Annotated in this window: 17 protein-coding genes and 1 pseudogene; 7 read left to right on the forward strand and 11 right to left on the reverse strand. The window is 61.9% G+C overall.

Going from position 1 to position 24,962, the window contains the following annotated elements; all coding sequences use genetic code 11:
- Position 1: 1 nt before the first annotated feature.
- Positions 2-967, reverse strand: coding sequence for a hypothetical protein (locus IPI01_00585; GenBank protein MBK7256329.1), 966 nt, complete (start codon positions 965-967; stop codon positions 2-4).
- Between the two features lie 181 nt (positions 968-1,148).
- Between IPI01_00585 and IPI01_00590 the strand changes: the two genes are divergently transcribed.
- A complete protein-coding gene (locus IPI01_00590) occupies positions 1,149-1,748 on the forward strand; it encodes a hypothetical protein (protein MBK7256330.1) in 600 nt (199 codons plus the stop codon).
- Here the strand turns inward: IPI01_00590 and IPI01_00595 are convergent.
- A complete protein-coding gene (locus tag IPI01_00595; GenBank protein MBK7256331.1) occupies positions 1,720-5,073 on the reverse strand; it encodes a PAS domain-containing protein in 3,354 nt (1,117 codons plus the stop codon). The genes IPI01_00590 and IPI01_00595 overlap by 29 nt on opposite strands.
- A 782-nt stretch (positions 5,074-5,855) precedes the next feature.
- The gene (locus IPI01_00600; GenBank protein ID MBK7256332.1) at positions 5,856-7,778 is read right to left on the reverse strand and encodes a PAS domain S-box protein; all 1,923 of its coding nucleotides are present in this window, start codon (positions 7,776-7,778) and stop codon (positions 5,856-5,858) included.
- Positions 7,779-8,289: 511 nt separating this feature from the next.
- Between IPI01_00600 and IPI01_00605 the strand changes: the two genes are divergently transcribed.
- Positions 8,290-10,374 (forward strand): response regulator, encoded by a 2,085-nt coding sequence (locus IPI01_00605; GenBank protein ID MBK7256333.1) that lies wholly within the window; start codon positions 8,290-8,292, stop codon positions 10,372-10,374.
- A 101-nt stretch (positions 10,375-10,475) separates the two neighbouring features.
- A complete protein-coding gene (locus IPI01_00610) occupies positions 10,476-11,090 on the forward strand; it encodes an inorganic pyrophosphatase (protein MBK7256334.1) in 615 nt (204 codons plus the stop codon).
- 3 nt (positions 11,091-11,093) lie between these two features.
- Here the strand turns inward: IPI01_00610 and IPI01_00615 are convergent, their stop codons facing one another.
- A complete protein-coding gene (locus IPI01_00615) occupies positions 11,094-11,537 on the reverse strand; it encodes a DUF2721 domain-containing protein (GenBank protein MBK7256335.1) in 444 nt (147 codons plus the stop codon).
- A gap of 187 nt (positions 11,538-11,724) precedes the next feature.
- Here IPI01_00615 and IPI01_00620 point away from each other — a divergent pair, with 187 nt between their 5' ends.
- Both IPI01_00620 and IPI01_00625 read left to right on the forward strand, forming a co-directional pair.
- Positions 11,725-12,471 carry a Gfo/Idh/MocA family oxidoreductase gene (locus IPI01_00620; protein MBK7256336.1) on the forward strand — a complete coding sequence of 249 codons (747 nt, stop codon included), beginning with the start codon at positions 11,725-11,727 and terminating at the stop codon, positions 12,469-12,471.
- Positions 12,462-13,007, forward strand: a complete 546-nt coding sequence (locus tag IPI01_00625) for a hypothetical protein (GenBank protein MBK7256337.1) — start codon at positions 12,462-12,464, stop codon at positions 13,005-13,007. Before IPI01_00620 ends, IPI01_00625 begins: the two co-directional genes overlap by 10 nt.
- 100 nt (positions 13,008-13,107) lie before the next feature.
- On the opposite strand, the gene gdhA is transcribed toward IPI01_00625, so the two are convergent.
- From gdhA to IPI01_00660, 7 genes and pseudogenes are all read right to left on the reverse strand, one after another.
- Positions 13,108-14,448: an NADP-specific glutamate dehydrogenase gene (gene gdhA, locus IPI01_00630; GenBank protein ID MBK7256338.1), complete on the reverse strand. Its 1,341-nt coding sequence runs from the start codon at positions 14,446-14,448 to the stop codon at positions 13,108-13,110.
- 62 nt (positions 14,449-14,510) lie between these two features.
- Positions 14,511-15,674: a response regulator gene (locus tag IPI01_00635; protein MBK7256339.1), complete on the reverse strand. Its 1,164-nt coding sequence runs from the start codon at positions 15,672-15,674 to the stop codon at positions 14,511-14,513.
- A 20-nt stretch (positions 15,675-15,694) separates the two neighbouring features.
- Complete coding sequence (locus tag IPI01_00640; GenBank protein ID MBK7256340.1) at positions 15,695-16,498, reverse strand: response regulator; 804 nt, start codon at positions 16,496-16,498, stop codon at positions 15,695-15,697.
- 4 nt (positions 16,499-16,502) lie between these two features.
- Positions 16,503-17,572: pseudogene (locus IPI01_00645) on the reverse strand (hypothetical protein).
- A gap of 806 nt (positions 17,573-18,378) precedes the next feature.
- Entirely contained in the window at positions 18,379-19,554 is a 1,176-nt protein-coding gene (locus IPI01_00650; GenBank protein ID MBK7256341.1) for a cytochrome c3 family protein, read from the reverse strand.
- Positions 19,551-20,792 (reverse strand): Ni/Fe-hydrogenase cytochrome b subunit, encoded by a 1,242-nt coding sequence (gene hybB, locus IPI01_00655; GenBank protein MBK7256342.1) that lies wholly within the window; start codon positions 20,790-20,792, stop codon positions 19,551-19,553. Before hybB ends, IPI01_00650 begins: the two co-directional genes overlap by 4 nt.
- A gap of 12 nt (positions 20,793-20,804) precedes the next feature.
- Entirely contained in the window at positions 20,805-21,701 is an 897-nt protein-coding gene (locus IPI01_00660; protein ID MBK7256343.1) for a 4Fe-4S dicluster domain-containing protein, read from the reverse strand.
- Between the two features lie 318 nt (positions 21,702-22,019).
- Here IPI01_00660 and IPI01_00665 point away from each other — a divergent pair, with 318 nt between their 5' ends.
- Together IPI01_00665 and IPI01_00670 are read left to right on the forward strand one after the other, a co-directional pair.
- On the forward strand, positions 22,020-23,603 hold the full coding sequence (locus IPI01_00665) for a HAMP domain-containing protein (protein MBK7256344.1): 1,584 nt from the start codon (positions 22,020-22,022) through the stop codon (positions 23,601-23,603).
- Positions 23,604-23,615: 12 nt separating this feature from the next.
- Entirely contained in the window at positions 23,616-24,962 is a 1,347-nt protein-coding gene (locus IPI01_00670) for a sigma-54-dependent Fis family transcriptional regulator (protein MBK7256345.1), read from the forward strand.

The raw sequence follows: 24,962 nt of genomic DNA on the forward strand, positions 1-24,962 counted from the left end.
GTCAGATGTCGTCGACGATGTCGTCCACACCGCGGCGCATGATGCGGGCAGCGACCCATCCGAGCAGCATGCCACCGAGCATGGTGGCGAGGCAATACAGAGGTGTAAAGAAGAAGACAAGAGCGCCGGTGGTCTTCTCATCGCCGGCGATATCGTTATAGATCGTGTCCCACGCCACCCAATAGGCGGGGATAAGGAGAGCGAGGATGCCGACGATCCCGCCAAGAGTGACACTCCAGAGGGTGATGCCCGGAACACGGCCTGCGTTGTAGTGACTGATGATGGCGAGAGCGACGAAGGGAACAAGGCTGAAGACATCCAGAAGGAGCCCCCGGCCCTTCAGATGTTCGAGCATGGTGTCCATGAGCGCATCCGCCGGCGGTGTGCCTCCGACCACGACATTGACCGCGAGCCAGACCAGGGTGGGTGTGATCATGCCGAACACGATCGGCAAGACCCACGCGCCACGTTCAGCAAGCGACGGGCTACGGCGGGAAGGGTAGCGTTGGCTGAGGATCAGTTCTTCCCTCTGTGTCACCCAGCGTCGGACAGGCCGGCGGAGGACCATCAGGAGCAACAGCAACGAGACCGCGGTCGTGAGTGCACGTCCGCCCAATTCCAACGTGCGGGCAAGGGCAAACGGATCAGGGTCCGGTATACCAATGGGCCGGGCGAGAAAATAGGGCGTGAACACCAGGATGGCGTTTGCCAGGATGCTGAGCGGGACATACGCGACCGTTTCCCAATACCCTGTCGCCGGTGAGCGGCGGAATACCCAGTACAGGATCAGCGGCAAGCAGATCGTAGGCACCGCGAACGCGAAGATCCCCCGTTGAAATGGCAAGGGCATGGGTGGCGCAACGAACGGGACGACATGTTCGAGGAAAGCCAGAGTTGCTTTGAGGAGGAACAGGATCAGGACCGCCTTTACTGCCGCAGGCAGGTCTCTGAAGCCGGGGCCGGTCATACGAGTCTCCATAGTGTCGAGATCGTGCGCAGGTGGGAGAACACAACGGGGCCATTGCTGGGCCCGCAAAGAAACACCATCGTAGATACTGAACTTCTGTGAGAGATGCAACCGGCTCCCGTTGCTTAATTTGCGGCGTTTTTGCACCTTACTCCGTCATCTCACGATCCAGGAGCATCCCATGCGTTCCCGAACCCGATTCAAACACACCGCGCCAGAGCGGATCGCGTACGACCAGGCCCGATTGCAGATCCAGGACGGCGATGTGCTCCTGTACCGGGGATTGTCGCTCGCCTCGCGGGTCATCCGTTGGGCGACCGGATCACCCTACTCGCATGCCGGACTTGCGGTCTGGTGGAATGGACGGCTCATGGTCCTGGAGGCGGTGGGGAAGGGGGTCGTGGTCACGCCGCTCTCTGCGAACGTGCGTGGCTACCACGGTGATGTGGAGTGGTTCGCGAGCACTGAAGCGATCACGCCGGGAGAGAGAAAGCAACTCGTGGATGTCGCGCAAAAGGAACTTGGGAAGGAGTATGCCACATGGAAAGCGGTTCTGCTCGGCATCCGGCGCCTTCTCGGTGCGGACATCGACCGCAGGGATACCCTCCGCCGGGAGCGGAAATTGTTCTGCTCGCTGTACGTTGCTTCCGTGTACACTGCTGTCGGCCGCGATCTGAGCCGGGGTGTCAGCGATAGTTTCACATCTCCTGCAGACATCGCCCGCTCGCCGTTGCTGCGGAGGGTTGCCGCACTCAAGCGGGCGGCAGCTCCTCAACACTAGCGGTATCGTGCGGGAGATGCATCCCCGTAGCAAGGACCGCACGGGTGAATTCTTCCAACGCCGCGCGTAGGCTGGCTACGCGGTACCGCGCGTTCTCTTCGTCCCCCGATCGGAGTTCCTCCTCGAGCGCGCGTGCGATCCCGGACATCGCAACCGCCCCGGTATTCCCCGCGGAACCTTTCAGTGTGTGCAGGGTCAGGACCACGGAGGCGGTGTCTCCTTTCGTCAACGCGTTCTCGAGTTCCATTAACCTCCGTGCCGCATCAGGGACGAACGCCTGAACCATCTCCGCTGCCAGTTCATGGTCAAAGTCGGTCCGGCGCATCAGGTCGTTCAGATCGAAGATCTCGGCCGGAGGGCCGGGAGGGGATGCCTGCCGGCGTTCTGGTTTCTTCACGTTCAGCATCACCCGGGTGATCGTTGCGTTCAATGTCTGTACATCCACCGGTTTGCTGATGAATTCGTCCATCCCCGCAGCCAAACATTTCTGGCGGTCTTCCTGATCCGTATGGGCCGTCATCGCGATGATCGGGATCCCATGCCATCGCACGGGGGACCCTTCGTCCCGGATGCGGCGTGTGGCCTCGTAGCCATCGAGTTCAGGCATTTCGCAATCCATCAGGACCAGATCATACGGGATCTGCGCCAGCGCGCTGAGTGCTTCACGTCCGTCTGACACGGCGTCGGCATGGTGTCCGAGCTTCTCGAGAAGCTTCGAGGCGACCATCTGATTGACGATGTTGTCTTCGGCCAGGAGGACCCGGTATTTTGGACGTTCCGGCATCGGCCCGGCGGGTTGAGCGCTGTCCTGGAGCATCGCCGCATGATTGAGTGCGACGACCTCGATGATCTCATGGAGGGCAGAACTGCGCACGGGCCGGGAAAGGGTCCGGAAACCGGCATGCGATGCTTGTTCGTCCTGGATGGAAGCGGCCGGGGCCACCATGACGATGATCGGTGGATGGGCGATGATGCCGCGTTCGATCCGCAGCAGTTCACTGGCCGCGGAGGTGTCCTCCGCATCCTGTTCCATGAAGATGACATCGTAATGGGGCAAGCGCTCCGGGGTATCCGCTGCAGTACCCGCACTCAGGTGTGTAGCGAAGTCCACCGCCATACCGAGACGTTCGAGTTGTTCGCCAAGGACGCGGCGGGTCATCTCGAGTGGTTCGATGACCAGTGCTGTGAGGTCCGTCCTTTTTGCCGGCGGGGAAGCCATCTCGCCCGGGTTATTCTCAGCCGGTGCAAAACGCGCGGTGAATGCGAACGAGGAGCCGGATCCCATCTCGCTCGACACGGAGATCTCTCCGTGCATAAGGTGGACAAGATCGCGAGCCATGGCCAATCCGAGCCCCATCCCGCCATACCGCCGGGTTGCGGTGTTATCTTCCTGGCTGAAGGCCTCAAACAGGGTCGCGATCTTCTCTGCACCGATGCCGATCCCCGTATCGGAGACCACGCACCGTATGACGGGATCGCCCCCCGGTTGGGAGGCAAGATCGGCAACGATCTCGATGCTGCCGGCGGGGGTGAATTTCACGGCGTTATCCAGCAGATGAAGAAGGATCTGGCGGACCCTCCCGGGGTCACCGTGCACGCGGCGGGGGATGCCCGGATCGACGAATGCTGCGACCTCGAGGCCTCCGGCGTGTGCGCGGGGGGCGATGCACTCCACCGAGTCTTCGATCGCCGCCGACAGATCGAAGTCGACCTCTTCCAGTTCGACTTTGCCGGACTCGATCCGCGAGAAATCCAGGATATCGTTGACGATGCCGAGGAGGGATTTCGCGCTCGTGCGGACCGTCTCGGCGTATTCACGCTGTTCGGGATCAAGGGGTGTTTCCAGCAGGAGCCCGGTCATCCCGATCACACCGTTCATGGGCGTGCGTATCTCGTGGCTCATGGTCGCGAGGAAATTGGCTTTGGCGCTGGTGGCCGCTTCTGCCTGCTCCTTGGCCTGGATGAGGTCCGCGTTCATGGCGACGAGTTCCGCGGTCTGCCGTTCGAGGTCATTGCGGCTCACGAAGAGCTCTTCGGAGCGCTGGACGAGCGCCTGTTGCGTCTCCTCGCGTTCGATCGTGGTGCCGAGGATATTCGCGACGATGCGTAGCCCGTGTGCCTCCTGATCCGTCCACGCGCGGTCCTTGTCGCACTGATCGAGTGTGAGTATGCCCCACCATGCGCCGGCGACCCGGATGGGGACCATCACGCTCGATGCGGAACCGAGCGCGTTCAGCGCGGTGCGTTCGTCCACCGGAGTCATCTCCGGGCGGACGATGACCGTGTGGTGGGCAGTGAATGCATCTATCCAGCGCTGCAGACCGAGTGTGGGAAGATGCAGGGTGTGCGTCGGGACCCTGCGGCAGCAACTCTCCGATGAGGCATAGATCCATTTCTGTTGAAGCGTGAGGTCCCATGAGTTGTCCGCACGGCACGACGAGGTGAAGAGGCAGGCCCTGCTCGCCCGCGCGGCCGTCGCAACACACGAGAGCACCCTGGCGATGGGGTCCCGCCATGTGGTTGCCGTGATGATCAGATCTGCAGCGGACGTGATCGCGGCAAGCAGCGAGACGGAGTCACGGAGCTGGGTCTCCATGGCATGCCGCTGAGAGAGGTCCTTGCAGAATCCGAGGAACTCATTCGGACCGATCCGGACGGCATCGACCTGCAAGCGGATCTTCGATCCATTGCGACGCTGTATGACCAGATCGCCTGATGAATGCCCCGTCCGCATGAGCCGGTCGAAATGTCGTTTGCCTTCCTCCATGGATTCGGCGGCAAGGAGCCTGCGGATGCCCAGGCCTGTGAGTTCTTCGCGCGGGTACCCTGTGAGCTCGCACGCGGCCTGGTTGACCTCCAGATACTTTCCGTCCCGGTCGGCAATGAAGACGCCGTCGGGGGCATTCTCAACATACGACCCGTACTTCGCCTTGCTCTCCACCAGTGATCGCTGTACGGCGAGTTGCTCCGTGACGTCGATCATGATGCCGATGATGCCGACGGGAAGGCCGTGCTCATCGGTGACCACGGTCTTGTGGAAGCGGATCTCATGGGAGGACCCATCATGGTAGTGCAGGCGCGACTCGTAGACATGCGGGGTCTGGCGGCTGAGGAGTTCAAGGTCGGCCCGGTGGAAGCGTTCAGCGTGCTCCTGTGGTACCTCCGGCACGAGGTCGAAGACCGTCTTACCGATGATGGCCGAGTCGGGAAGTCCGATCACTTCCGATGCAAACGTCGTGTTGCAGTAGATGTAGCGCCCGCTGGTGTCCTTTGCGAAGACCGGCAGAGGAACGGTGTCCAGCAGCGACTTGAACGACGGCATCATTCGGGCCTCAGGGGTTCGGTGCGCGAACGCACATGGAGATACGTGCACATTTTTGCATGAATCGTGCCAGCCAGAGTGCTTCCCAGGCGCTGGAACCGGCATGTCGGGGGGGTGGCGAAACGTAACGATGGCGACTATTGGCCAAGAGGATGGGGGCGCGGGTCGGTGGGCCTGTCAGGCCGAACCCTCGAGCGGAAAGCGAAGGCGTGGGAGGGAACCGTCGAGTTGGAGTGAAAGTGCCTTCATCAACTCCAGGCCCCGCGTCGTGGGGCCCCGGGCCGGGAAGAAAAAGAAGGGGGGGGAGGCGGGGGGGGGGGGGGGGGTCGGGGGGGGGGGGAGGGGGGGGGGGGAAAAAGGGGGAGGAAGAGGGGGGGGGGGGGGAGGGGAAGGGGGGGGGGGGGGGGGGGGGGGGGGGGGGGGGGGGGGGGGGGGGGGGGGGGGGGGGGGGGGGGGGGGAGGGGAGGGGGGGGGGGGGGGGGGGGGGGGGGGGGGGGGGGGGGGGGGGGGGGGGGGGGGGGGGGGGGGGGGGGGGGGGGGGGGGGGGGGGGGGGGGGGGGGGGGGGGGGGGGGGGGGGGGGGGGGGGGGGGAGGGGGGGGGGGGGGGGGGGGGGGGGGGGGGGGGGGGGGGGGGGGGGGGGGGGCGGGGGGGGGGGGGGGGGGGGGGGGGGGGGGGGGGGGGCGGGGGGGGGGGGGGGGGGGGGGGGGCGGGGGGGGGGGTATCACACAGATCGGTCCGGGGATCGTGTCCACGACTGGTGGATGATCGCGTGATCATGTGTCACTCATTCCCCCCGTGGGATCAGAATGCTGTAATGTGTTCCGTTGTTGACGGTCATGGTCGCCGTGCCGCCGACCTGTGCCGTGAGGCTGGTGATCAGCATGGTTCCCATGGACGAGGCAGAGGCCCAGGCTTCGCCATGCGGGTGCCCGATCCCGTCGTCATCGACCTGCAGGGTTACGAGACCGGCCGTATCGCTACGGATGGCGATGCGGATGGTGCCGCGGTCCCGGCCGGCGAAGGCATGCTTGAGGGCATTCGAAACGATCTCATTGAGTATCAAGCCGCACGGTATTGCCAGGTCGACACCCAGGCGGATATTGTCCGCTTCCACCGCGCAGGAGATGCCGGAACGGACATAGGAGTTCACAAGGTGCGATGCCACGGTGCGTGCATACTCTCCGAAATCGACCTCGGCAAGAGTGACCGAGCGGTAGAGCCGTTCATGCACGAGCGCCATGGATCGCACGCGGTTCTGGCTCTCGCGGAACAGTTCCCGGGTCGGTTCGTCTTTGATCCCGGACATCTGGATGCTGAGCAGGCTGGAGATGATCTGCAGATTGTTCTTGACGCGGTGATGGATCTCCTTGAGCAGGACCTCTTTTTCGCGGAGGGACACCTGGATGAGGGTATCCGCGGCCTTGCGCTCGGTGATATCCAGAGCGGTGAACGCGATACCCTTGCCCGTGTCCTCCGGGTCGATCGGTGTGGACCCGAGGAGGACGTCGATCATGCAGCCATCTTTCCGCTGCCAGCGGGTCTCGATGGCCCCGGTTCCCTTCGCAGCGATCTCAGCGTACTTCTCCGTGCCGACCCGTTCAAATTCCGCATCATTCTCGTACAGCATCCGTGAGCTGCGTCCGAGCAGCTCCTCGCGTGCGTATCCGGTCATGTCACACAAGCGGGTATTGACCTCCCGGAAGACCCGGCCGTTGACGACCCCGATGCCGGTGGGGGCGGCCCTCAGAATGCCACGGACCTTTTCTTCACTGGCGCGCAACGCATCGGTGGCAAGTTTACGGTCGGTGATGTCGATGATGACTCCATCGAGCCACTCCGGATTCCCGGCGAGATCGAAGAAGGCGCCTCCCCGTTCGAAGACCCAGCGGATCGACCCGTCAGCGTGGATGATGCGATACTCGATCTGGTACGGGCGCCTGGCTTTCACTCCTTCGGCGACCGTGCGGTCCACCAGGGACAGATCGTCCGGATGGATGAGGTCCGCATACGTCATCGCGCGATCCTGGAGGAAGACCGACGGAGGGTACCCGGAGATGTTCTGGATCTGGCCGGTCATGATGGTCAGTCGCCACGGGCAATTCACTTCGCAACGATACACGGCGCCGGGGATATTGCCAATGAGGGCCCGGAGAGTCTCTTCCTGACGCCTGGTTTCCTCCGCGTGCATCTGTTCCTGCTTATCGCGGCGGACGGCACGCATGATCGTCGCGCATGTGACCGTGAGCGGTTCGAGCGCATTCGTGAGGGCAGGGGAGTATCCTCCTTGCCTTCCCGCGAGTCCGGCAATACCGCCGAGTTCTCCACCGAAAACGAGAGGGATAAGGATGGCGCTTCCCGGAGGACCCGGCGGTTGGATGCTGCCGGTGTCCGGGCCGAAGCTGACCGGGGAAAAACGTACGGCTGTGTGTTGCTGCACGGACGTGGAATGCTGATACCCGGGGAACAAGCGCAAATTGTCGTTCCAGACCAGGCCCGCGTTGACAATGGTCTCGCTGTACGATGCGCCGTTTTCGTCGCGCAGCACCTGGTCGATGAAGCCCGTGGTACTGGCCGTCATCGCGATGAGGATCTCCATGAGACGGGTGAACACATCGCGGGGTCCGGCGCCAGAGATATAGAGCGACTGGGCTTCGCGGATCTCGCGCAGAAGTTCTTCTGTGGACGGGAGGGAGGGAGGGGTGACCAACGGCTCGGGCCGCCGACGTCGTTGAGTTACGCCCGGGCTTCCTGCTTCCAGTTCCGGTGTGCGTTTGCGACCGAAAACACGTTTCTCTGGCATGAGTGCGTAACTGGTGGTGACCAAGGCCAAGTGTTTCAGGGAATATACACATGGGAAACGGCGAATCAAAACTGACCAGTGAAGAGAACCCTGCAACTCTGTATATGGCGCATCTTTCCGCTTGACATACGCCACGGGATTTCGTAATATATTGCGGATACGTACTCTCTGCTCTTTGCCAGAATGCTCGATCGTTCTCGACCTTTCCCCCGGGCTCACCTGAAATGCATCCCTTTTTGATGACCTCAGGCCATGTTCGTTGGTTTGCCCAATCAACTCGGGGAGTCGAGCGGCCGGGAGAGAGAAAATTGATGTTCACAGCAGAAGCTCGTTCAGAATCCCCGGTTTCATGGAGACCACTTCGTAAAGTGTTGCGGATGGATGCTGTTGAGTTCCTTCTTCCACAGCCAGGTATGAAATGATGCTACCGACAGGCCCAAAGGGTTCGCCCCACCAACCGTCTGGTAAGACGATCGTCATAGTCGAGGACGAGCGCATCGCAGCGGAGGACGTCCGGCGCCGCCTTGAGTCGTGGGGATACCGGGTCGGGGCTGTGGTCGCATCAGGAGAAGAGGCTGTGCATACAGCGGAAACGGCCCATCCCGATCTGATGCTCATGGATATCAAGCTCAAGGGGAAAATGGATGGTGTGGAAGCCGCACGGCGGATCCGGGCACGCACCAACATCCCGGTCATCTATGCTACCGCACATGCGGATCCGCTCACGCTGCAGCGCGCACAGGTCACCGAGCCGTTCGGCCTGATCAACAAGCCATACGACGATGACCAGATGCGTTCTGCCATCGCGATGACCCTTTTCAAGCGCTCGATGGAGCGCCAGGTGAGTGAAGTGGAGGACCGCTACCGGCGGCTCATGTCCCACACCTCCGACCTTGTGTTCGTTGTCCGGGAACGCAAGATCCTCAACGCCAGCGCCACGGCCATCACCGCACTCGGGTATCACCCCGACGAATTGCTCCAGAACGACATCACGCGGTTCGCATCGCCGGACGCTGTCAACGTCCTCCTCTCCGTCCTCGCAGCTCCTGCCGGTGCTCTGCCGGGCAGCCCTGCACGCATCCGCCTCCAGACCAAGTCCGGAGCGGTGCTCACCGTCGACCTGACCGTGGCCAATGCGCGCCAGAACGGTGACCGCGTGATGATGTTGTTCATGAAGGACGTTACCGCTCAATGTGCCGCGGAGGATGAGAACGCTCGCCTGGTGGAGGAGAACTTCGATGTGCGCGCGGAGGCCGAAGAGGCGATGCGTGTGGTCCGTGCGAAACACCGTGAGATCGTCCTGCTGCGTGACCAGCGTGCTGACGGACCCGACGGGGGCCTCGAATCCCGCGGTGCTGACCTTTCGGGACGAGCGCCGCTGGCGACGCTCCGGGGGATCACGGCGCTGCTTCTTGAATCCGGGCTCTCGGACCGCCAGCGACGATATGTTGATGATATCCGGGCCGCGCTTCAGGACCTTGAAACGAGTGATGTTCCCGGAGAGACTGCCGCTCTGGACAACGACGACCTTCCGTTCCTGGTCCGACCGCGCGACACAGATGTACGGGAAAGGGTCTTGTCGCTGGTGGACCGCTTTGCGCGCATAGCGCGGGAGCGTGGGCTGGCCCTTTCCATGCGTGTGGACACGGATGTTCCTCCGGTGTTGCGGTTGGATGCGGACCGTTGGACGGAGATCCTGACCGAACTTGTCGGCAACGCATTGCGCTTCACCCACCAGGGAGAGGTCATCGTTTCCGTCCATGTGGAGCGTGGTGCACATGGTGCGATCGTTCTGCGGAGCGACGTGACGGATACAGGTGACGGCATTTCTCCGGCCAGGATCCCGACACTGTTCCAGCACGCGGGGAACGATGATCCGGTGTTCCTGCGCACCGATTCGCCGCGTGGCGTGGGGCTCAGGTTCTGCAAGCAGGTGATCGAGAGCATGGGTGGTTCCATCGCGGTCGAGAGTGAGCCCGGGAGGGGAAGTATCTTCCGTTGCCGGATCCCATGCGTCACGCCTCAGGCCGGACAGGCCCTGCGGATCGTCAAGCCACCTGTGCCGGGCCACACATCTGAAGCGTCAGCAGTGCAGGCATCGGGCGTGGTCGCGGCTCCGACGGCGCTGCCCGGCACGGGCATGCGGGTTCTTGTTGCCGATGATGAGGAGATCAACAGGGCAGTGGCCCGGAGAATGCTCGAAAATCTCGGGTGCATCGTGGATATCGCCAGCGACGGTTTCGAAGCGGTTGAGGCGGTCCGTTCGGTCCGCTATGACCTGACCTTTCTTGACGTACGCATGCCCGGGCTGGATGGGTTCGCGACGGCGGCAGCGATCCGTTCCATGGGGAGCGCCGCAGTTGGTCTGCGCATCATTGCCATGAGCGCCGATATGCAGGAATCGGACCAGCGGCGGTGCATTGCGGCAGGGATGGACGACACCATCGAGAAACCGTTGTCGCTGGACATTGTGAACTTGCTCGTGACACGCTGGCGGCGCTGATCCATTCATTCTTCCGTTGAGCCCTCCTCTGACGGCGGCACTCTTGTTTGTGTCGCCGTCAATGCTTACCTTGACTCATTCATGACCGGAGACCCAGTCGCATGACATTTCCGCGCCCATTCTACCGCTGGCGCCCGCATCCGTGGCACGGCCTGGAGGTTGGCCCGAAGCCACCGTCCCTTGTCCATGCATTCATCGAGATCACCCCGTTCGACCTTATCAAGTACGAGGTGGATAAGGCGACCGGCTACCTGCGCGTGGACCGCCCGCAGCGGAGTTCGTCGCTCCCCCCATCATTGTACGGCTTCATACCGCGGACCTATTGTGCGAGCCGTGTCGGTGCGATCTCGGGCAGTGGCCGGCATGGCGATGGTGATCCGCTGGACATCTGTGTGCTCAGCGAGAGGCCGATCAGCCGTTCCGAGGTCATCATGAACGCGCGTGTGGTGGGTGGGATCCTCATGGTGGACAGGGGAGAGGCCGACGACAAGATCATTGCGATCCTGGACAACGATTCGTTCTGGAGTGAAGTGCGCGACATCAAGGACCTCCCCGAGATCCTGATCGAACGGTTGCGGCACTACTTCGCAACGTACAAGCTGATCCCCGGCGATCCGACGGTGCACGTCGCGATCGAGAGTGTGTACGGTGCCGACCATGCATTCCAGGTGGTGCAGGCGGCCATTCAGGATTACGAAGAGGTGTACGGCGGATGACGCTCAGTCGTCCGCCTTCACCTCCAGCAGGACGATGCGGTACGAGCGGTGGACCTCCCGTCCGGCGAACAGGATGCCGACCAGCACGCTCAGCATGCCGCAGACGAAGATCGCGAGTGGAACGACCTTCATCATGTCCGCCGACACCAGCAGGTTGACCCCGATCATCACCGACGTGAGCACGAACAGGGCGATCGCGCTCTGCATCGAGAGGATCGCGTTGCGGACGAGCCGGCTGCGGATCAACAGCTCGCCGCTCTGGTTGCTGATACTCATGAAACGGATGTTGTCCGCATACTCGAGATGATCGTGCTGTTGCAGATGGCGCAGATATTTCCGGCGCTCTTCGTTCAGCAGCCGGATGCGGTTCACCAGGATCGAGTAGCGGTTATTCAAGCCGAGCAGCAACAGCCCGACCGCGGAGATGCCCAGGGCGGGGGCAAGCATTCCCTGGATCGCGACAAGCGGGTTCAACGGGATGTCATTCATAGGTCCACGCGCAGTGACTGTCAGTACTCCAGCAAGATACGGATTTTTTCTCTCTTCTTCCGCTGTGCTTCCCGTTCCCCGGGTCTCCATTCGGGGGCGGCGATCCGCCGGCATTCCCTTGACCACTCACACTTTCTGAACTTCCATGGAACCAGTACGTTTCGTCGTTATCGGCCTCGGTGGCTACGGCCTTGTGCACATTGAAGCGGTCCGCTGGCTCGCACGGCAGGGACTCGGCAGGCTGACCGGTGTCGTTGCTCTTCCGGTCGACCGTGCGGCGCGGCCGGACATGGTCGCCTCCCTCCAGCAGGAGGGCGTTGTGTTGTATGAGTCGGTGGAACAGTTCATGTCCTCCGGCATCCGGACCGCGGACGTGCTCACGGTTCCGATCGGCATCCACGAGCATGTGCCGGTGAGCATCGCGGCGATGGAGGCGGGGCTGCACGTGTATTGCGAGAAACCGGTAGCGGGGACGGTACAGGAAGTGGACCAGTTGATCGCTGCCCGCGACCGGACCGGCCGTCACTGTGTGATAGGATTTCAGCATATCTACAGCAACTCGCTCCGGCAACTCAAGGCACGGATCCAGGGTGGCAGGCTCGGGAGCCTCACCCGTGCGACGCTGTTCTCTGGCTGGCCACGCAGCAAACAGTACTTCACGCGCAATGAATGGACGGGAAAACTGCGTATCGGGCAGGACTGGATCCTGGACAGTCCGGCGAACAATGCGAATGCCCACTACCTCCTCAATATCCTGTACGCAGGGTCGCACATGGAGGGGCTGCATCGACGAAGGCGCTCACGGCGCATCTGTACCGGGCGAATCCTCTTGAAAGCACCGATACCGTGCAGTTGCGGTTCGTCACCGATGAAGGTGTACGCATGCATGTGATCCTGACCCATGCCAACGGAAGCCCGCACGGGCCACGGATGGTCTTCACGGGCGAACGGGGGACGGCATACTGGCAGACCGATGAAGGGTTCTCGATCGTGCGCTACGCCGATGGGTCCGCGGAGACGTTCGACAACCGGTTGCACGACAAGTGGCGGTACGACGGATTCAAGAATCTCGTCGAAGCGATCCGCGGCGCCGCGCAGGTCCTGTGTCCACCCGAACTCGCACGCGCGCAGACCCTTGCCGTCAATCTGATGCATGAGAGCTGTCCGGTGATCCGTACGATCGACCCTGCGTACATCACCGAAGCCGAGGACTGGGAGATGTTCCCGCCGAATACGAAGGGCCTGTTCCGTCGGGTGCGCGACATCGATTCGGCGATGGTCGTGGCCGTGCAGGAAGATGCATTCTTTGGGGGGGGGGGGGCCCCGGCCGCCGGCGGGGCGGGCGGGGTGAGAGGTTCCGGGGGTTGGGTACCGTCGGGTCGGGACGGTGCGCGGGTCCGGGGCGCCGGCGGCGATAGGCGTGAATAGGAGAACGGGTCCCGATTGCGAGACCCGCTCTTCGTTCAACTCGTTGATAGCTCATTCAATTAAGAACTAAGAATTCTTAGTTCTTAATTCTTACTTGAGCTTATACCAACCCCTGATCCAACATGGCGTCGGCGACCTTCAGGAAGCCGGCGATGTTCGCACCGTTCACGTAGTTGCCCGGCGTGCCGTACTTCTCGGCAGTTTCCAGGCAGGTCTTGTGGATGCTCTTCATGATCTGATGGAGCCGGTGGTCCACTTCTTCCTTCGGCCAGGGGAGACGCATGCTGTTCTGGCTCATCTCGAGTCCGGAGGTGGCGACACCGCCGGCGTTCGAGGCCTTGCCCGGGGAATAGAGGACCTTGGCATCGAGGAACACCTTCACGCCATCGAGTGTCGTCGGCATGTTGGCGCCTTCGCAGACGCACATGCAGCCGTTCTTGAGCAGCTCTTCAGCGTCGTCCTTATGCAACTCGTTCTGCGTGGCGCAGGGGAGTGCCACATCGACCTTCACGCTCCACGGACGTTTGCCTGCATAGAACGGCACGCCGAACTTCTCGGCGTAGTCCTGCACGCGGTCGCGTGAGCTGGCGCGCATCTCGAGCATGTACTGGATCTTCTCGCCCTGGATACCGTCTTTGTCGTGCACGAAGCCATCGGGGCCGGAGATCGTCACCACTTTGCCGCCGAGCTGGGTCACCTTGTCCACCGCACCCCACGCCACGTTGCCGAATCCGGAGACCGCAACGGTCTTGCCCTGGAACGACGTGCCCTTCGTTTTCAGCATCTCCTCCGTGAAATACACCACGCCATAGCCTGTCGCTTCCGGACGGACCAGCGAGCCGCCCCAGTTGAGGCCTTTGCCGGTGAGCACGCCGGAGAATTCCCGGGTGAGGCGTTTGTACTGACCGAAGAGGAACCCGATCTCGCGGGTACCGACGCCGATATCGCCGGCCGGCACATCCGTGTCCGGGCCGATGTGGCGGAAGAGCTCGGTCATGAAGCTCTGGCAGAAGCGCATCACTTCATTGTCGCTCTTGCCTTTGGGATCGAAATCGGACCCGCCTTTGCCGCCGCCCATGGGAAGGGAGGTAAGACTGTTCTTGAACACCTGTTCGAATGCAAGGAATTTCAGAATGCCGAGGGTCACGGACGGATGGAAGCGAAGGCCTCCTTTGTATGGTCCGATGGCGCTGTTCATCTGGATGCGGAAACCACGATTGATATGGATCTCTCCCTGGTCGTCCATCCACGGAACGCGGAACATGACGACGCGCTCCGGCTCCACCATTCTCTCCAGGATCCTCGCACTCCGGTACTCCGGATGACGCTGGAGCACGAGTTCCAGGGATTGGGCCACTTCTTCGACGGCCTGATGGAATTCCGGTTCGCTGGGGTTCTTGGCCTTGACCTGAGAGATCAAAGCGCTCACGTATTCTGACATAGACTACCTCGGATGCAGTTGTACGATTCGTTGGACTTTACAGAGGGCCGCCGGCCCGGATCTCATCGGCGAAAGAATGCGCCGACGAGTGCCTCGTGATCCCGGTCGTCAAGGTCCTGCATCTCACCCGTGTACATCTCTTCGCCCGCTGGCGCGGTCGAGCCGTCAGGTGTCCGGCGCGACATGGACTTGGTCATCTCCTTGAAGCGGTCGAGCTCTTCCTGATAGAAGGCCACCGCTCCGTTGCCGATCTTCAGGTCTTTGATCTCCGCGTCCAGTTTGTCCGCATCGATCACACAGATCCAGTTCTCACCGTACGAGGTCGTTTCCAGCGCCTCGAGGTGTTTGCCCAGGCCGGTATTGTTCTCCAGGACCTTGCCGCTCACGGGCGAGAGGAACGACACGCGGCGCGTGCCCTGCGTCACGGTGAACAGGGGCTGGCCGACCGCGACGGTCATGCCGAGGTTCGGGAATTCGATGCCATCGACCGTGCCGAGGAGTTTCCGCGCGAAATCGTCGAGCCCGATCCGCACCGTGCCGTCCTCGAACATGGCTGCCCAGGTATGCCCGTTGGCGATGAACACGCCGCCCGGGATCGCGAATTCATCAGCACCGGTGTGCCCGACCGACGACATGTGCGTAATGTGCACCTTCGGCTTGAGTTGTTTCTGGATCCGGTCCTGACGTTTGATGAGCGCCTTCTTCACGAAGGCGAGGAGTTCATCTTCCGTGAAGGGCTTCTGCACGTAGTCCAGAGCGCCGACCTTCATGCACTCCACGGCGGTCTCGACCGTTGCGTAGCCGGTGATGATCACGACATCGATATCGGGGCGGAGGTGTTTCACGGATTTCGTGACGTCGACACCGCTCATGGTGGGCATCTTCAGATCGGTGAACACAAAATCGTAATGGTGCGTCTGCAGGAGGCCGAGTGCCTCCTGGCCGGTCTGTACCGTGTCCACGGAGTACCCGTCCAGCACCAGGATCTTGCGGAAACTGTCCAGGATCACCTGCTCATCATCGACGCAGAGGATGCGGGCCTTGGCATGGTCGACCTCGGCGCGACGGAGGGAGGCGGCTTCCCGGGTGAAGTCCAGGTTCAGACTTTCCGCAAGCGCCGATTCGCGCTCCTTCTGGAGCTTCTTTTCCTGCAGGCGGCGGGAGAAGAGCCGGATCAGGACGTCCGCGATGACGAACAGGATGACTGCTATGACGAACGGGAACATGGAGGGGTCTCCTTGAATGATCAGAACAGGGTGCCGGCGCTGAACGGCGTCAGCTGGGGCATTTCGTAATCAACATCTGATGGAATACACCGGTACAGCCATCCGGCAAAATACGGGTCTTTCTCGATCGCATCCGGGGTCGCTGCCGGATTCACTTCGACGATCCTACCGCTGACCGGCGCGAGCACGGAATGCGACAATCCGTCCGGTGTTCGCACCTGCGCGCACGTTGTTCCCTGTGCGATCTCCGCATTCACCGGTTGGAGGTCGAGTGCATCGATGCGCTCCAGGATGCGGAGGAACAGATGTGTCAGCCCGATGAGCGCCGTGCCGCCGTCCTCGAGCACCACCCAGCTCGCATAGCCGAGGCGCTGGTACTTGGGCGGGCAGGGGACGATCAGCAATGCCGGGTCCGCGGGTCCCTGTCCGACGGCATGGAGTGCTTCCGCGATCGTGCGATATCGTACCGCACGGCCGACCGCCGAGAGCAGTTCATCGCTCGTGAACGGTTTCGGCACGAAGTCGATCGCACCTTCGCGCAACGAGCGTACGGCATTCTCCACCGTGGAGTATCCCGTTGCCATGATCACCGGCATCCCGGGCGCGCGTTTGCGCGCGATCTCCAGCAACTGGAAGCCGTCCATCTGCGGCATCATGATGTCGCAGAGCATCAGTCCGTAGGTTCCCGACTCCAGCATATGCGCCGCGACGGAGGCCTCCGGGGCCTGCGCCACGCGATACCCTTCCAGCGAGCAGATCTTGGAGACCGCATCCAGGATCACGCGTTCATCATCGACCACCAGTATGTCGGCCGTGTGCGCCATGCTCTCAGCGGGGCTGCTCGAAGGGGAGACGGATGCGGAACGTGGTCCCCTTGTTCAGCTCACTCTCGACCTTGATCGTGCCGTTATGATTGTCGATGATCCCCCAGATGACCGACAGTCCGAGTCCGGTCCCTTTTGTCCCTTCGTCGAGAAGAACGGCTCGAAGATCCGTGGGAGCGCGTCTGCCGGGATGCCGCACCCGGTATCACCGACGGTGATCTCGGCGTAATCGCGGAGCCCTCCCGTGTCCATGGCGTCCCACCGCTGCCAGTCACACCCCTGACGCGTACAGGCTTCCCATTTTCCGAGAGCAGGGACCTCCATCCAATATGCCGGTCCGCCGCAGAGCGGACAGGTCACGTCCGGCTCGATGAGACTCGCCGCACACTCCGGGCATTGCACCTGCCGGAGCTGTCCGGCCGCGATGGGCCAGCTGGTCTGGTCGCGGTGACGCCCGTACAACGGGTCGATGTACAGGAATCCCTCTTCTCCCGTTGCCCGGATCTTCACCCTGGCGGCGGGGAGCCCTTCGATCTTCACCGAACCGTCGATGAGGCTGTGGCGCTTCGGGCAGGTGGCCTTTTTGAGCTGTGCCATGCCGACGGGGGAGAGTTTCTGCACCGAGGTGCCGATGGTGATGGTGCCGCCGGTGCCGCTCATGGCATCGATGCCGTTGACGATCAGGTTGATGAAGACCTGCTGGATCTGGTTCGCGTCCAGCGTCAGCCTCGGCATGACGGGGTCCAGGTTCTTCACCAGGGTCACGTGCCCGAGCGTGATCTGGTTATGGACCACCGAGATCGCGCGGTCGATGATCTCGTTCAGGTCCGCTTCGTTCTTCTTCGGGATCGACTGACAGGCGAAATCCAGCAGGCTCTTCACGATGTCGCGCGAACGGAGTGTCTCGCGCACGATCACCTTCAGGTCTTCCTGGATCTCCGGCTGGTTCTGCGTGCGCTTCAGGAGGAAGCTGCTGTAGGTCAGGACGCCCGTGAGCGGGTTGTTGATCTCGTGGGCGACCCCTGCGGCGAGCCTGCCGAGAGAGGCCAGCTTGTCCGACTGGAACAACTGCATCCGCGCTTCCGGAGAGCTTGTCGGTCATCTTGTTGAAGGAGAGCGCGAGCTTGCCGATCTCGTCGTTCCTCCGGATGTCGATCCGGTATCCGAGGTTGCCGTCGGCCACCTGTTGCGTGGCTTTCAGGAGCGACTTGACGGGGGTGTCGACCCAGCGTTCCACGAAGTATCCGATGATCACGCTGATCGCCAGGAAGGCGATCACGGCGAAGATCAGCATCTCCATGCGGCTCTTCTGGATCGTTCGGTCCACTTCGGCCAGCGGCAGCGTGACGTCCAGGACCCCGAGCACGGTCTGCTGTTCGGGATGCACATGGCAATCCGCTGACCAGCACGCTTTCTCGTTGAAGATCGGGTTGATGATCCCGAGCATACGGGAGGAATCGGGGTGCATCTGGAAGACCCGCGTCCGGTCCGAGATGGGAAGGCGTTCGAGCGGCTGGTCCGCCTGATGGCAGGCGTAACAGCTCTCGGCCTTCTTGTTCACGGTGGTACCGATCTCATCCTCCTGCGACGAGTAGATGATCTCGCCGGTCTTGTTCAGGACACGGACCTTGCTGATCGATGGCTGGCGGCCGACCTCATTGATGACCTGATGGATCCGGTCGCGCTGGTTCACGAGCATATCCTGTCTCGTGCTGTACTTGACCGTTTCGCTCAGCTGGTTCGCATGCCGCTCCACTTCCGCCTGCAGGCTCGCGTCGAGGGACTGGATGTTGAAGTAGGCGAACACGCCGATGATGAGGATGGCGGTGAGTCCCGCCACCAGGATCAGTTTCAGGCCTATGTCCTGAAGGAATGCCATGTCACTTCACCGCGGCTTTCACCGTGGTGCCCGGTTTCTGTGCGGGGTACGCTTTGTCGTCGTGGCATCCCGCGCACGACGGCGGGTTTGCGAAGTTCCCCTCGAGATGGCAGGATTCGCAGTCGAGCTCCCGGTGCGTCCCGTCGAGTTTCAGAGTGGTGATCTCATGCTTGAACGAGCCCGGCAACCAGCCCTTGTGGCACGATGCGCATTTCGTATCGACCTTGGTGAAGCGCTTGGACTGGCCGTGGCACTTCTGGCAGGAGAGGGCGCGGTGGAACCGGTTGAGGGCCCAGCCGGCGCTCTTTGCGTGATCGAACGCTTCTTTCGGCTGGTCCACGTGGCACTCTTCGCACTTGTCCTGTCCGTGGCACGAGAAGCACGGCGCATGCATCGCTTCCATGGTGCGCTGCGTCTTCACTTTGCGTGAGGTGTCAGCCTGCGCACCGCCCTTCGTTCGATCATGGCAGCGGACGCAGCTCTCGCTCTTGTGGCAGTCCGAACATTCCAGGCTGAAGCGTTCGGCATGGTCGTTATGGAAGAAGGTCACGAACGACCCGCGCTGGCTGCGGGTCTCATACACCACACGCTTGGGGAGCGGGAGCTCGGGATGCGATTTCCCTTTGAGCCGCGCGGCCTGCAGCGACTCTTCCGTGCTTTGTCGTGCGTCGCGCTTCAGGTGGCAGCTCTGACAATCCGTGGCCTTGCTCCACTGACGGTGGCAGTCCATGCACTGACGGTGATACGCTCCCTTCAGGTCCGGCATGCTGATGTCTGTCCGTGCCCGGTTGGCCGGATGGCACTCCCGGCACGAGAGGATCGTCATCGAGGTGCTGTTGTAATGATGGCATCCATAGCAGCCGCCGGACATCGTGGACATCTCGGCGTGGAGCTTGTGGGAGAAGACGACCGGACCGTATTCTTTGGAGACCTTGCTCATCACGAGCACCTCGGGTCCCGACTGGTCCGGATGGAACCCCGGAAGGATGCGGGAACGCGGGCAGGGGAGCAGGGCCGGATTCGTTTTTGTGGGGGCCGAGCCGCCGTGACACGTCTGGCAGGAGATGTCCGCCTTCCTGGGCGGCGCGTGTTTGTCCCATTTTGAGCCCTGCCCGGACGCGGGCGCGGTGCACAGGAACGCGATGATGGTCACCAACGACAGGACACGTGTTCTCATTTCTTGCCTCTGATCGCATACTTGGTCTGGGGTGTCACAGGCCCTTCCGGGACGCTGATCACCGGGAAGATCATGACGTAGATGCGGTAGATCAGGACCAGCAGAGCGATGAAGCCCACCGTCACGGAGATCTCACCGATCGACGGGAAGTACGAGCCGAACTGGTAGGGAGGCGTGTAGGCCACGACAAAATTGTTGATGCGGTTCAGCGCCACGCCGAGGATCACCAGGGCGGAAGCGATGAACAGCAGGATGGGCGACTTGAGGACAGCACGCGAAAGGAACATGCGCAGGGGGATCACGATGCCCAGCACGACCTCCAGCGTCCACATCACGCTCTCGACGCTGAACGCCTGGAGATACACGAACGTCTCGCGGATGAACATATCGCCCAGCTTGAAGGCCAGATAGACGCCGAGGATCGGTGCCACGAGTCCGCCGAGGCGCGAGAGCACATCGATCTCGACCTTCTGTTTGAATGACCGCGAAGCGATCATGGATTCGAAGATCACCATCGGGAACCCGACGGAAATGGCCGACAGGAGGAACAGCAGCGGCAGCACCGGGGTCTGCCAGAGCGGATGCATCTTCGATCCGGCGATGACCATCAGGGTGCCGAGCGAGGACTGGTGGAGTGTGGAGAGCACAACGCCGGCGATGATGAAGACGAACATCGAACGCTCGAGCGTGCGGTCCAGAAGCCGGAGCAGCCGGTCCAGCGGTGCATTGAGCATGCTCAGAAATCCGGGGAGCGCCACACGGCCGATGAACCGCTCGGTGACCATCGGCAGGAACTCGATGTACAGGACGGACATATAGATCATGACGCAGATACCGACCTCGAACAATGCGGAGGAGCCGTTCCACATGATCAGGGGGTGCCAGATGAAGTACCAGCGGCCGATATCGATGAAGACCGCGGTGGCGACGAACGTGTAGCCGAGCATGGCGGTCAGCAGGGCGGGGCGGAGGATCACGTGGTATTCCTCGCGGTGCATCACGTGGCCGAGTGCCGCTGTGGTGAAGCCGCCGGCGGCGAGCGCAACGCCCGCGGCGACATCCACGGCGATCCACAGGCCCCAGGGGTACTGATTGTTCAGGTTGGTCACCGCCCCGATGCCGAAGAAGAACCGGCCGGCCAGGAACACCAGGCCGTTCAGTGCGATGATCGTGAGAATGATGACGCCCGGAGTGAAGAACTTCCCCTTCATGGGCGTAGGTTTCAAATGAGCATGCATGGGAACGATCTCCTAGAGGCCTTCTTCTTTCCGGGTTTTTGTCATCCACATGATCGCGCCGAGGATAGCATAGAGCGCGACCGGAGGCATGAAGTATGCGAAGATCCCGTGCTGGATCGCCTCCGAAACACCCGGGGCCGTGCTGGGGCTGAGTTTCGGGAACCCCAGGTCCTTGAAGTCGCGGCCCGCCAGATACATCCAGGATGTCCCACCAACTTCGTGTTCGCCGTAGATGTGGTCCACATAGCGGTCACCGTACGTCTTGATGCGCTGTTTCGCGATGCGGATGACCTCGTCGCGGGGGCCGTAGGTCAGAGCTTCCACAGGACAGATGCTCACGCATGCAGGCAGCTCGCCCTTCGTGGTCCGCTCGATGCAGAAGTCGCACTTGCGGATCTCCGGATCGAGGGCCTTGTGATATTCGAATGCCGGGATCTGGAACGGGCATGCGGCCATGCAATACCTGCAGCCGATGCACTTGTCCGTGTCCCATACCACCGAACCATTCTCGTTCTTCGAGAATGCGCCTACGATGCATGCGGAGAGGCAGGCGGGGTGGTCACAGTGCATGCACTGCACCTTCACATCGTACGGCAGGTCGGGGTTCTTCGGGTTGTCATATTCATTCACCACACAGAGAGCCGTGTCATCCGGGCGGCGCATCTGCCCGAGCACCGACCGGTCGCCATAGGAGCTCAGCGGCTCCGTCGGGAGCCCGTGCGCGGTCTTGCAGGCATGTTCACAATTCCTGCATCCCACGCAGACGGTCGTGTCAACCAACACGCCCATGCGGTCAGGGGAGAGTATGTTCTTCGGCGCGGCGGCAGCCGTTGAAGTTCCCATACCCACGGCCGCTGTGCCGACAACGGCTGCAGTTTTCAGGAACGATCGGCGATCTTGTGCTTTCATGGGGTTTCCTTGGGGGGATTTGTATCTCATCTCTGCCTGTGTCTCAATAATTGCGCCACTCTCTGGTGTTGAATTTTGTCGCATAAAGGGCACCAGAGAAGCCTCAATTCCTCGATTTTTTCCTAAATTAGGGAAAACCACAGTTTCGATTCCCACTTGTGGGAATCCCGATGGCTGTTCGGGGCTGATTTAGCGGATTCTCGTGGCATGATTTGTGAAATTCTGCTGATAACCCCAATCCGGCCCATGATCCTCGGCGCCCGTCATATTACCCGGACCCTGGCCTTCCGACTCTTCATTCTTATAGGAGGGATCCAGATGGTCGTCATGGTGGCTCTTGCCCTGGCCACGATCTCGATCCACAGCTCGCATCTGCGCGACAACGTGCAGATGAGCGCGGTGCGGATCAGCGACCTGATGGTGCGCTCGACGAAACACAGCATGCTGAAGAATGACAAGGGAGAGATGCAGGAGATCCTCCGGGCGATCGGGGACGAGCCCGGCATCCATGGCTTGCGGATCATGAACAAGGATGGGCGTGTGGTCTTTGCCGCCGATACCGCCGAGTTGCGCTCGCATGTGACCATAGAGGACAAGGCCTGCAGAACCTGTCACGACGGCGGTGCGGTGCGGCCCGGCCCCTACGATCAGCGGGAAGAATACGAGATCGTGACCCGGCCCGACGGCGAACGCATTCTGACCCTCGTCACCCCGATCATGAATGAGGCGTCGTGTTGGACCGCCGCGTGTCACGCGCATGACGCAGCGACCAGCGTGCTCGGGATCCTGGACGTGCGGATGTCGATGGAGACCATGGATGCGAGCCTGGCGGAGAGCCGCAATCAGTTCATCGCGCTCTCGGTGGCCGCAGTGCTTGTGATCGCCTCCGTGTCCGGCGCTTTCCTGTGGTGGTTCGTACGCCGGCCGGTGCGCATCCTCATCGACGGCATGGAGACCGTGACCGCCGGAAACCTCGACAAGCGGCTCCCCGTCCACAGCGCCGACGAACTCGGACAGTTGGCAGGGGCATTCAATGCCATGACCGAAGAGCTCGCGCGTGCACGGCAGGAGATCACCGAGTGGTCAGGGACCCTTGAGGCGAAGGTCCGCGAGAAGACGGCCGACCTCGAGCGGATCCACCGCAGCATGCTCAGCGTGGAGAAGATGGCATCCCTCGGGAATCTGGCTGCGAGCGTGGCGCATGAGATCAACAATCCGCTCGAAGGCATCCTCACGTTCGCCAAGCTCTCCATCAAGCGCCTCCAACGGCTCGCCCTGCCGAGGGAGCAGGCAGAGGGATTGATCGGCGATCTGCAGCTGGTGGCAGACGAGGCCCAGCGGTGTGGTTCGATCGTCAAGAACATGCTCGTCTTCGCCCGGCCCCAGCGTGCAACCCTGGAGCCCGTGGCCCTCGGCACCATCCTCGAGCGCTGCCGCATGCTCGTCCAGCACTATGCGGAGATGCACAACGTCGAGATCTCGGTCGCATCCTCTCCCGACGATGCCCTGGTGTACGATCCCGGACAGATCCAGCAGGTCCTCATGGTGCTGATGATCAATGGCATCGAAGCGATCGCGCTTGCGTCGCCGCGGCCTGCCGCCGCCCTCATCAATGTGGATGCGCGGCCCGATCCTGACGGCGACATGATGCGGATCCGCGTGGCGGATACCGGTATCGGCATGTCCGATGAGGTCCGGGGCAGGATCTTTGAACCGTTCTTTACCACGAAGGCCGACGGACGCGGCGTCGGCCTCGGACTCGCGATCGCGTACGGCATCATCGGCCGCCATCACGGGTCCATTGAGGTGGATACGGCACCCGGTGCCGGCAGCACGTTCACCGTGCTGCTGCCCCGGCGTCAGTCCGCAACTGTTGCAATTGACCTCTCTGCTGTCTCCTAAAGGGCATTCGCTATGAAGAAAAGTGATCTCGGCATTCTCGTTGTTGATGACGAATTGATCGTCAGGGAGTCCCTCACAAAATGGTTCCGGGAGGATGGCTTCCGCGTCGGCGCGGCTCCGGACGGCGCCACCGCGCTCAAGATGCTGCAGGCCGAGCACTGGAATCTGGTCCTGGTGGACATCCGCATGCCGGGTATGGACGGTATGGAGTTGCTGCAGCGCATCAAGAAGATGGACCGGCAGGTCGTGGTGATCGTCGTGACGGCCTTCGCGACGGTGGAGACCGCGGTCCGGGCGCTGAAGGAAGGTGCGTACGACTACATCACCAAGCCCATCGATCCGGACTATCTGAATCATATCGTCGTGAACGCTCTCGAGCAGCAATTGCTGAATCTGGAGAATCAGCGCCTGCGCGATTCCGTGAGCGAACTGACCTCCGGCGTTGAACTGATCGGCGAATCACCCGAGATGCATAAGGTGATGGAACTGGTGCAGACCGTGGGCCAGACGAGCACGATCGTCCTCGTCAAAGGCGAGGTCGGCACCGGGAAGGAACTGGTCGCGCGCGCGATCCATCAGGCAGGCAGCCGCCGCTACATGCCGTTCGTCACCGTCAATTGCGGGGCGGTTGCCGATGCGATGCTGGCCGATGAATTGTTCGGTCACGAGAAGGACGCCTTCCCTGGCGCACTGCAGACGCGGAAGGGGAAAATGGAGATGGCGGAGGGGGGCACACTCTTCCTCGATGAGATCGGGAATCTCGACCTGAAGCTGCAGGGGGAGTTGCTTTCCGCGATGGAAGCGGAGCAGATCACGCGGTTGGGGGGTGCCGATCCGGTACGCACGGGCTATCGGCTCATTTGTGCATCGGGCATGGACCTCGAGCAAGCGGTGAAGGACGGAAGGTTCCGTCAGGACCTGTACTACCGCCTGACCGTCTTCGAGATCGCCCTGCCGCCGCTGCGCGCCCGCAGGGGAGACATCGCGAAACTCGCACACTTCTTCCTCGTGAAGTATGCCCGTGCCATGAATCGGAAGATGCACGGATTCTCGCCGGATGCCATGCTCGCCCTCAAGGCCTACGATTGGCCCGGCAACGTGCGTGAACTGGAGAACGTGATCGAACGGGCGATGGTCATCTCTCCCGGGAACATGATCAACCGCGACCATCTTATCCTGCATACCGATCTTCCTTCGCCCAGTGAAGGGAAGCGGCTTGAAGACGTTGAGAAACGGCATATCGACCAGATCCTGAGGGAAACGGGTTGGAATGTCAGCCGCAGCGCAACCATCCTCGACATCGACCGGGTCACGCTCTATCATAAGATCGAGAGATACAATCTCAAGCGGGAGGCCTGA

This window comes from Ignavibacteriota bacterium, from assembly GCA_016707525.1.
Taxonomy (GTDB): Bacteria; Bacteroidota; Ignavibacteria; order UBA10030; family UBA6906; genus JAGDMK01.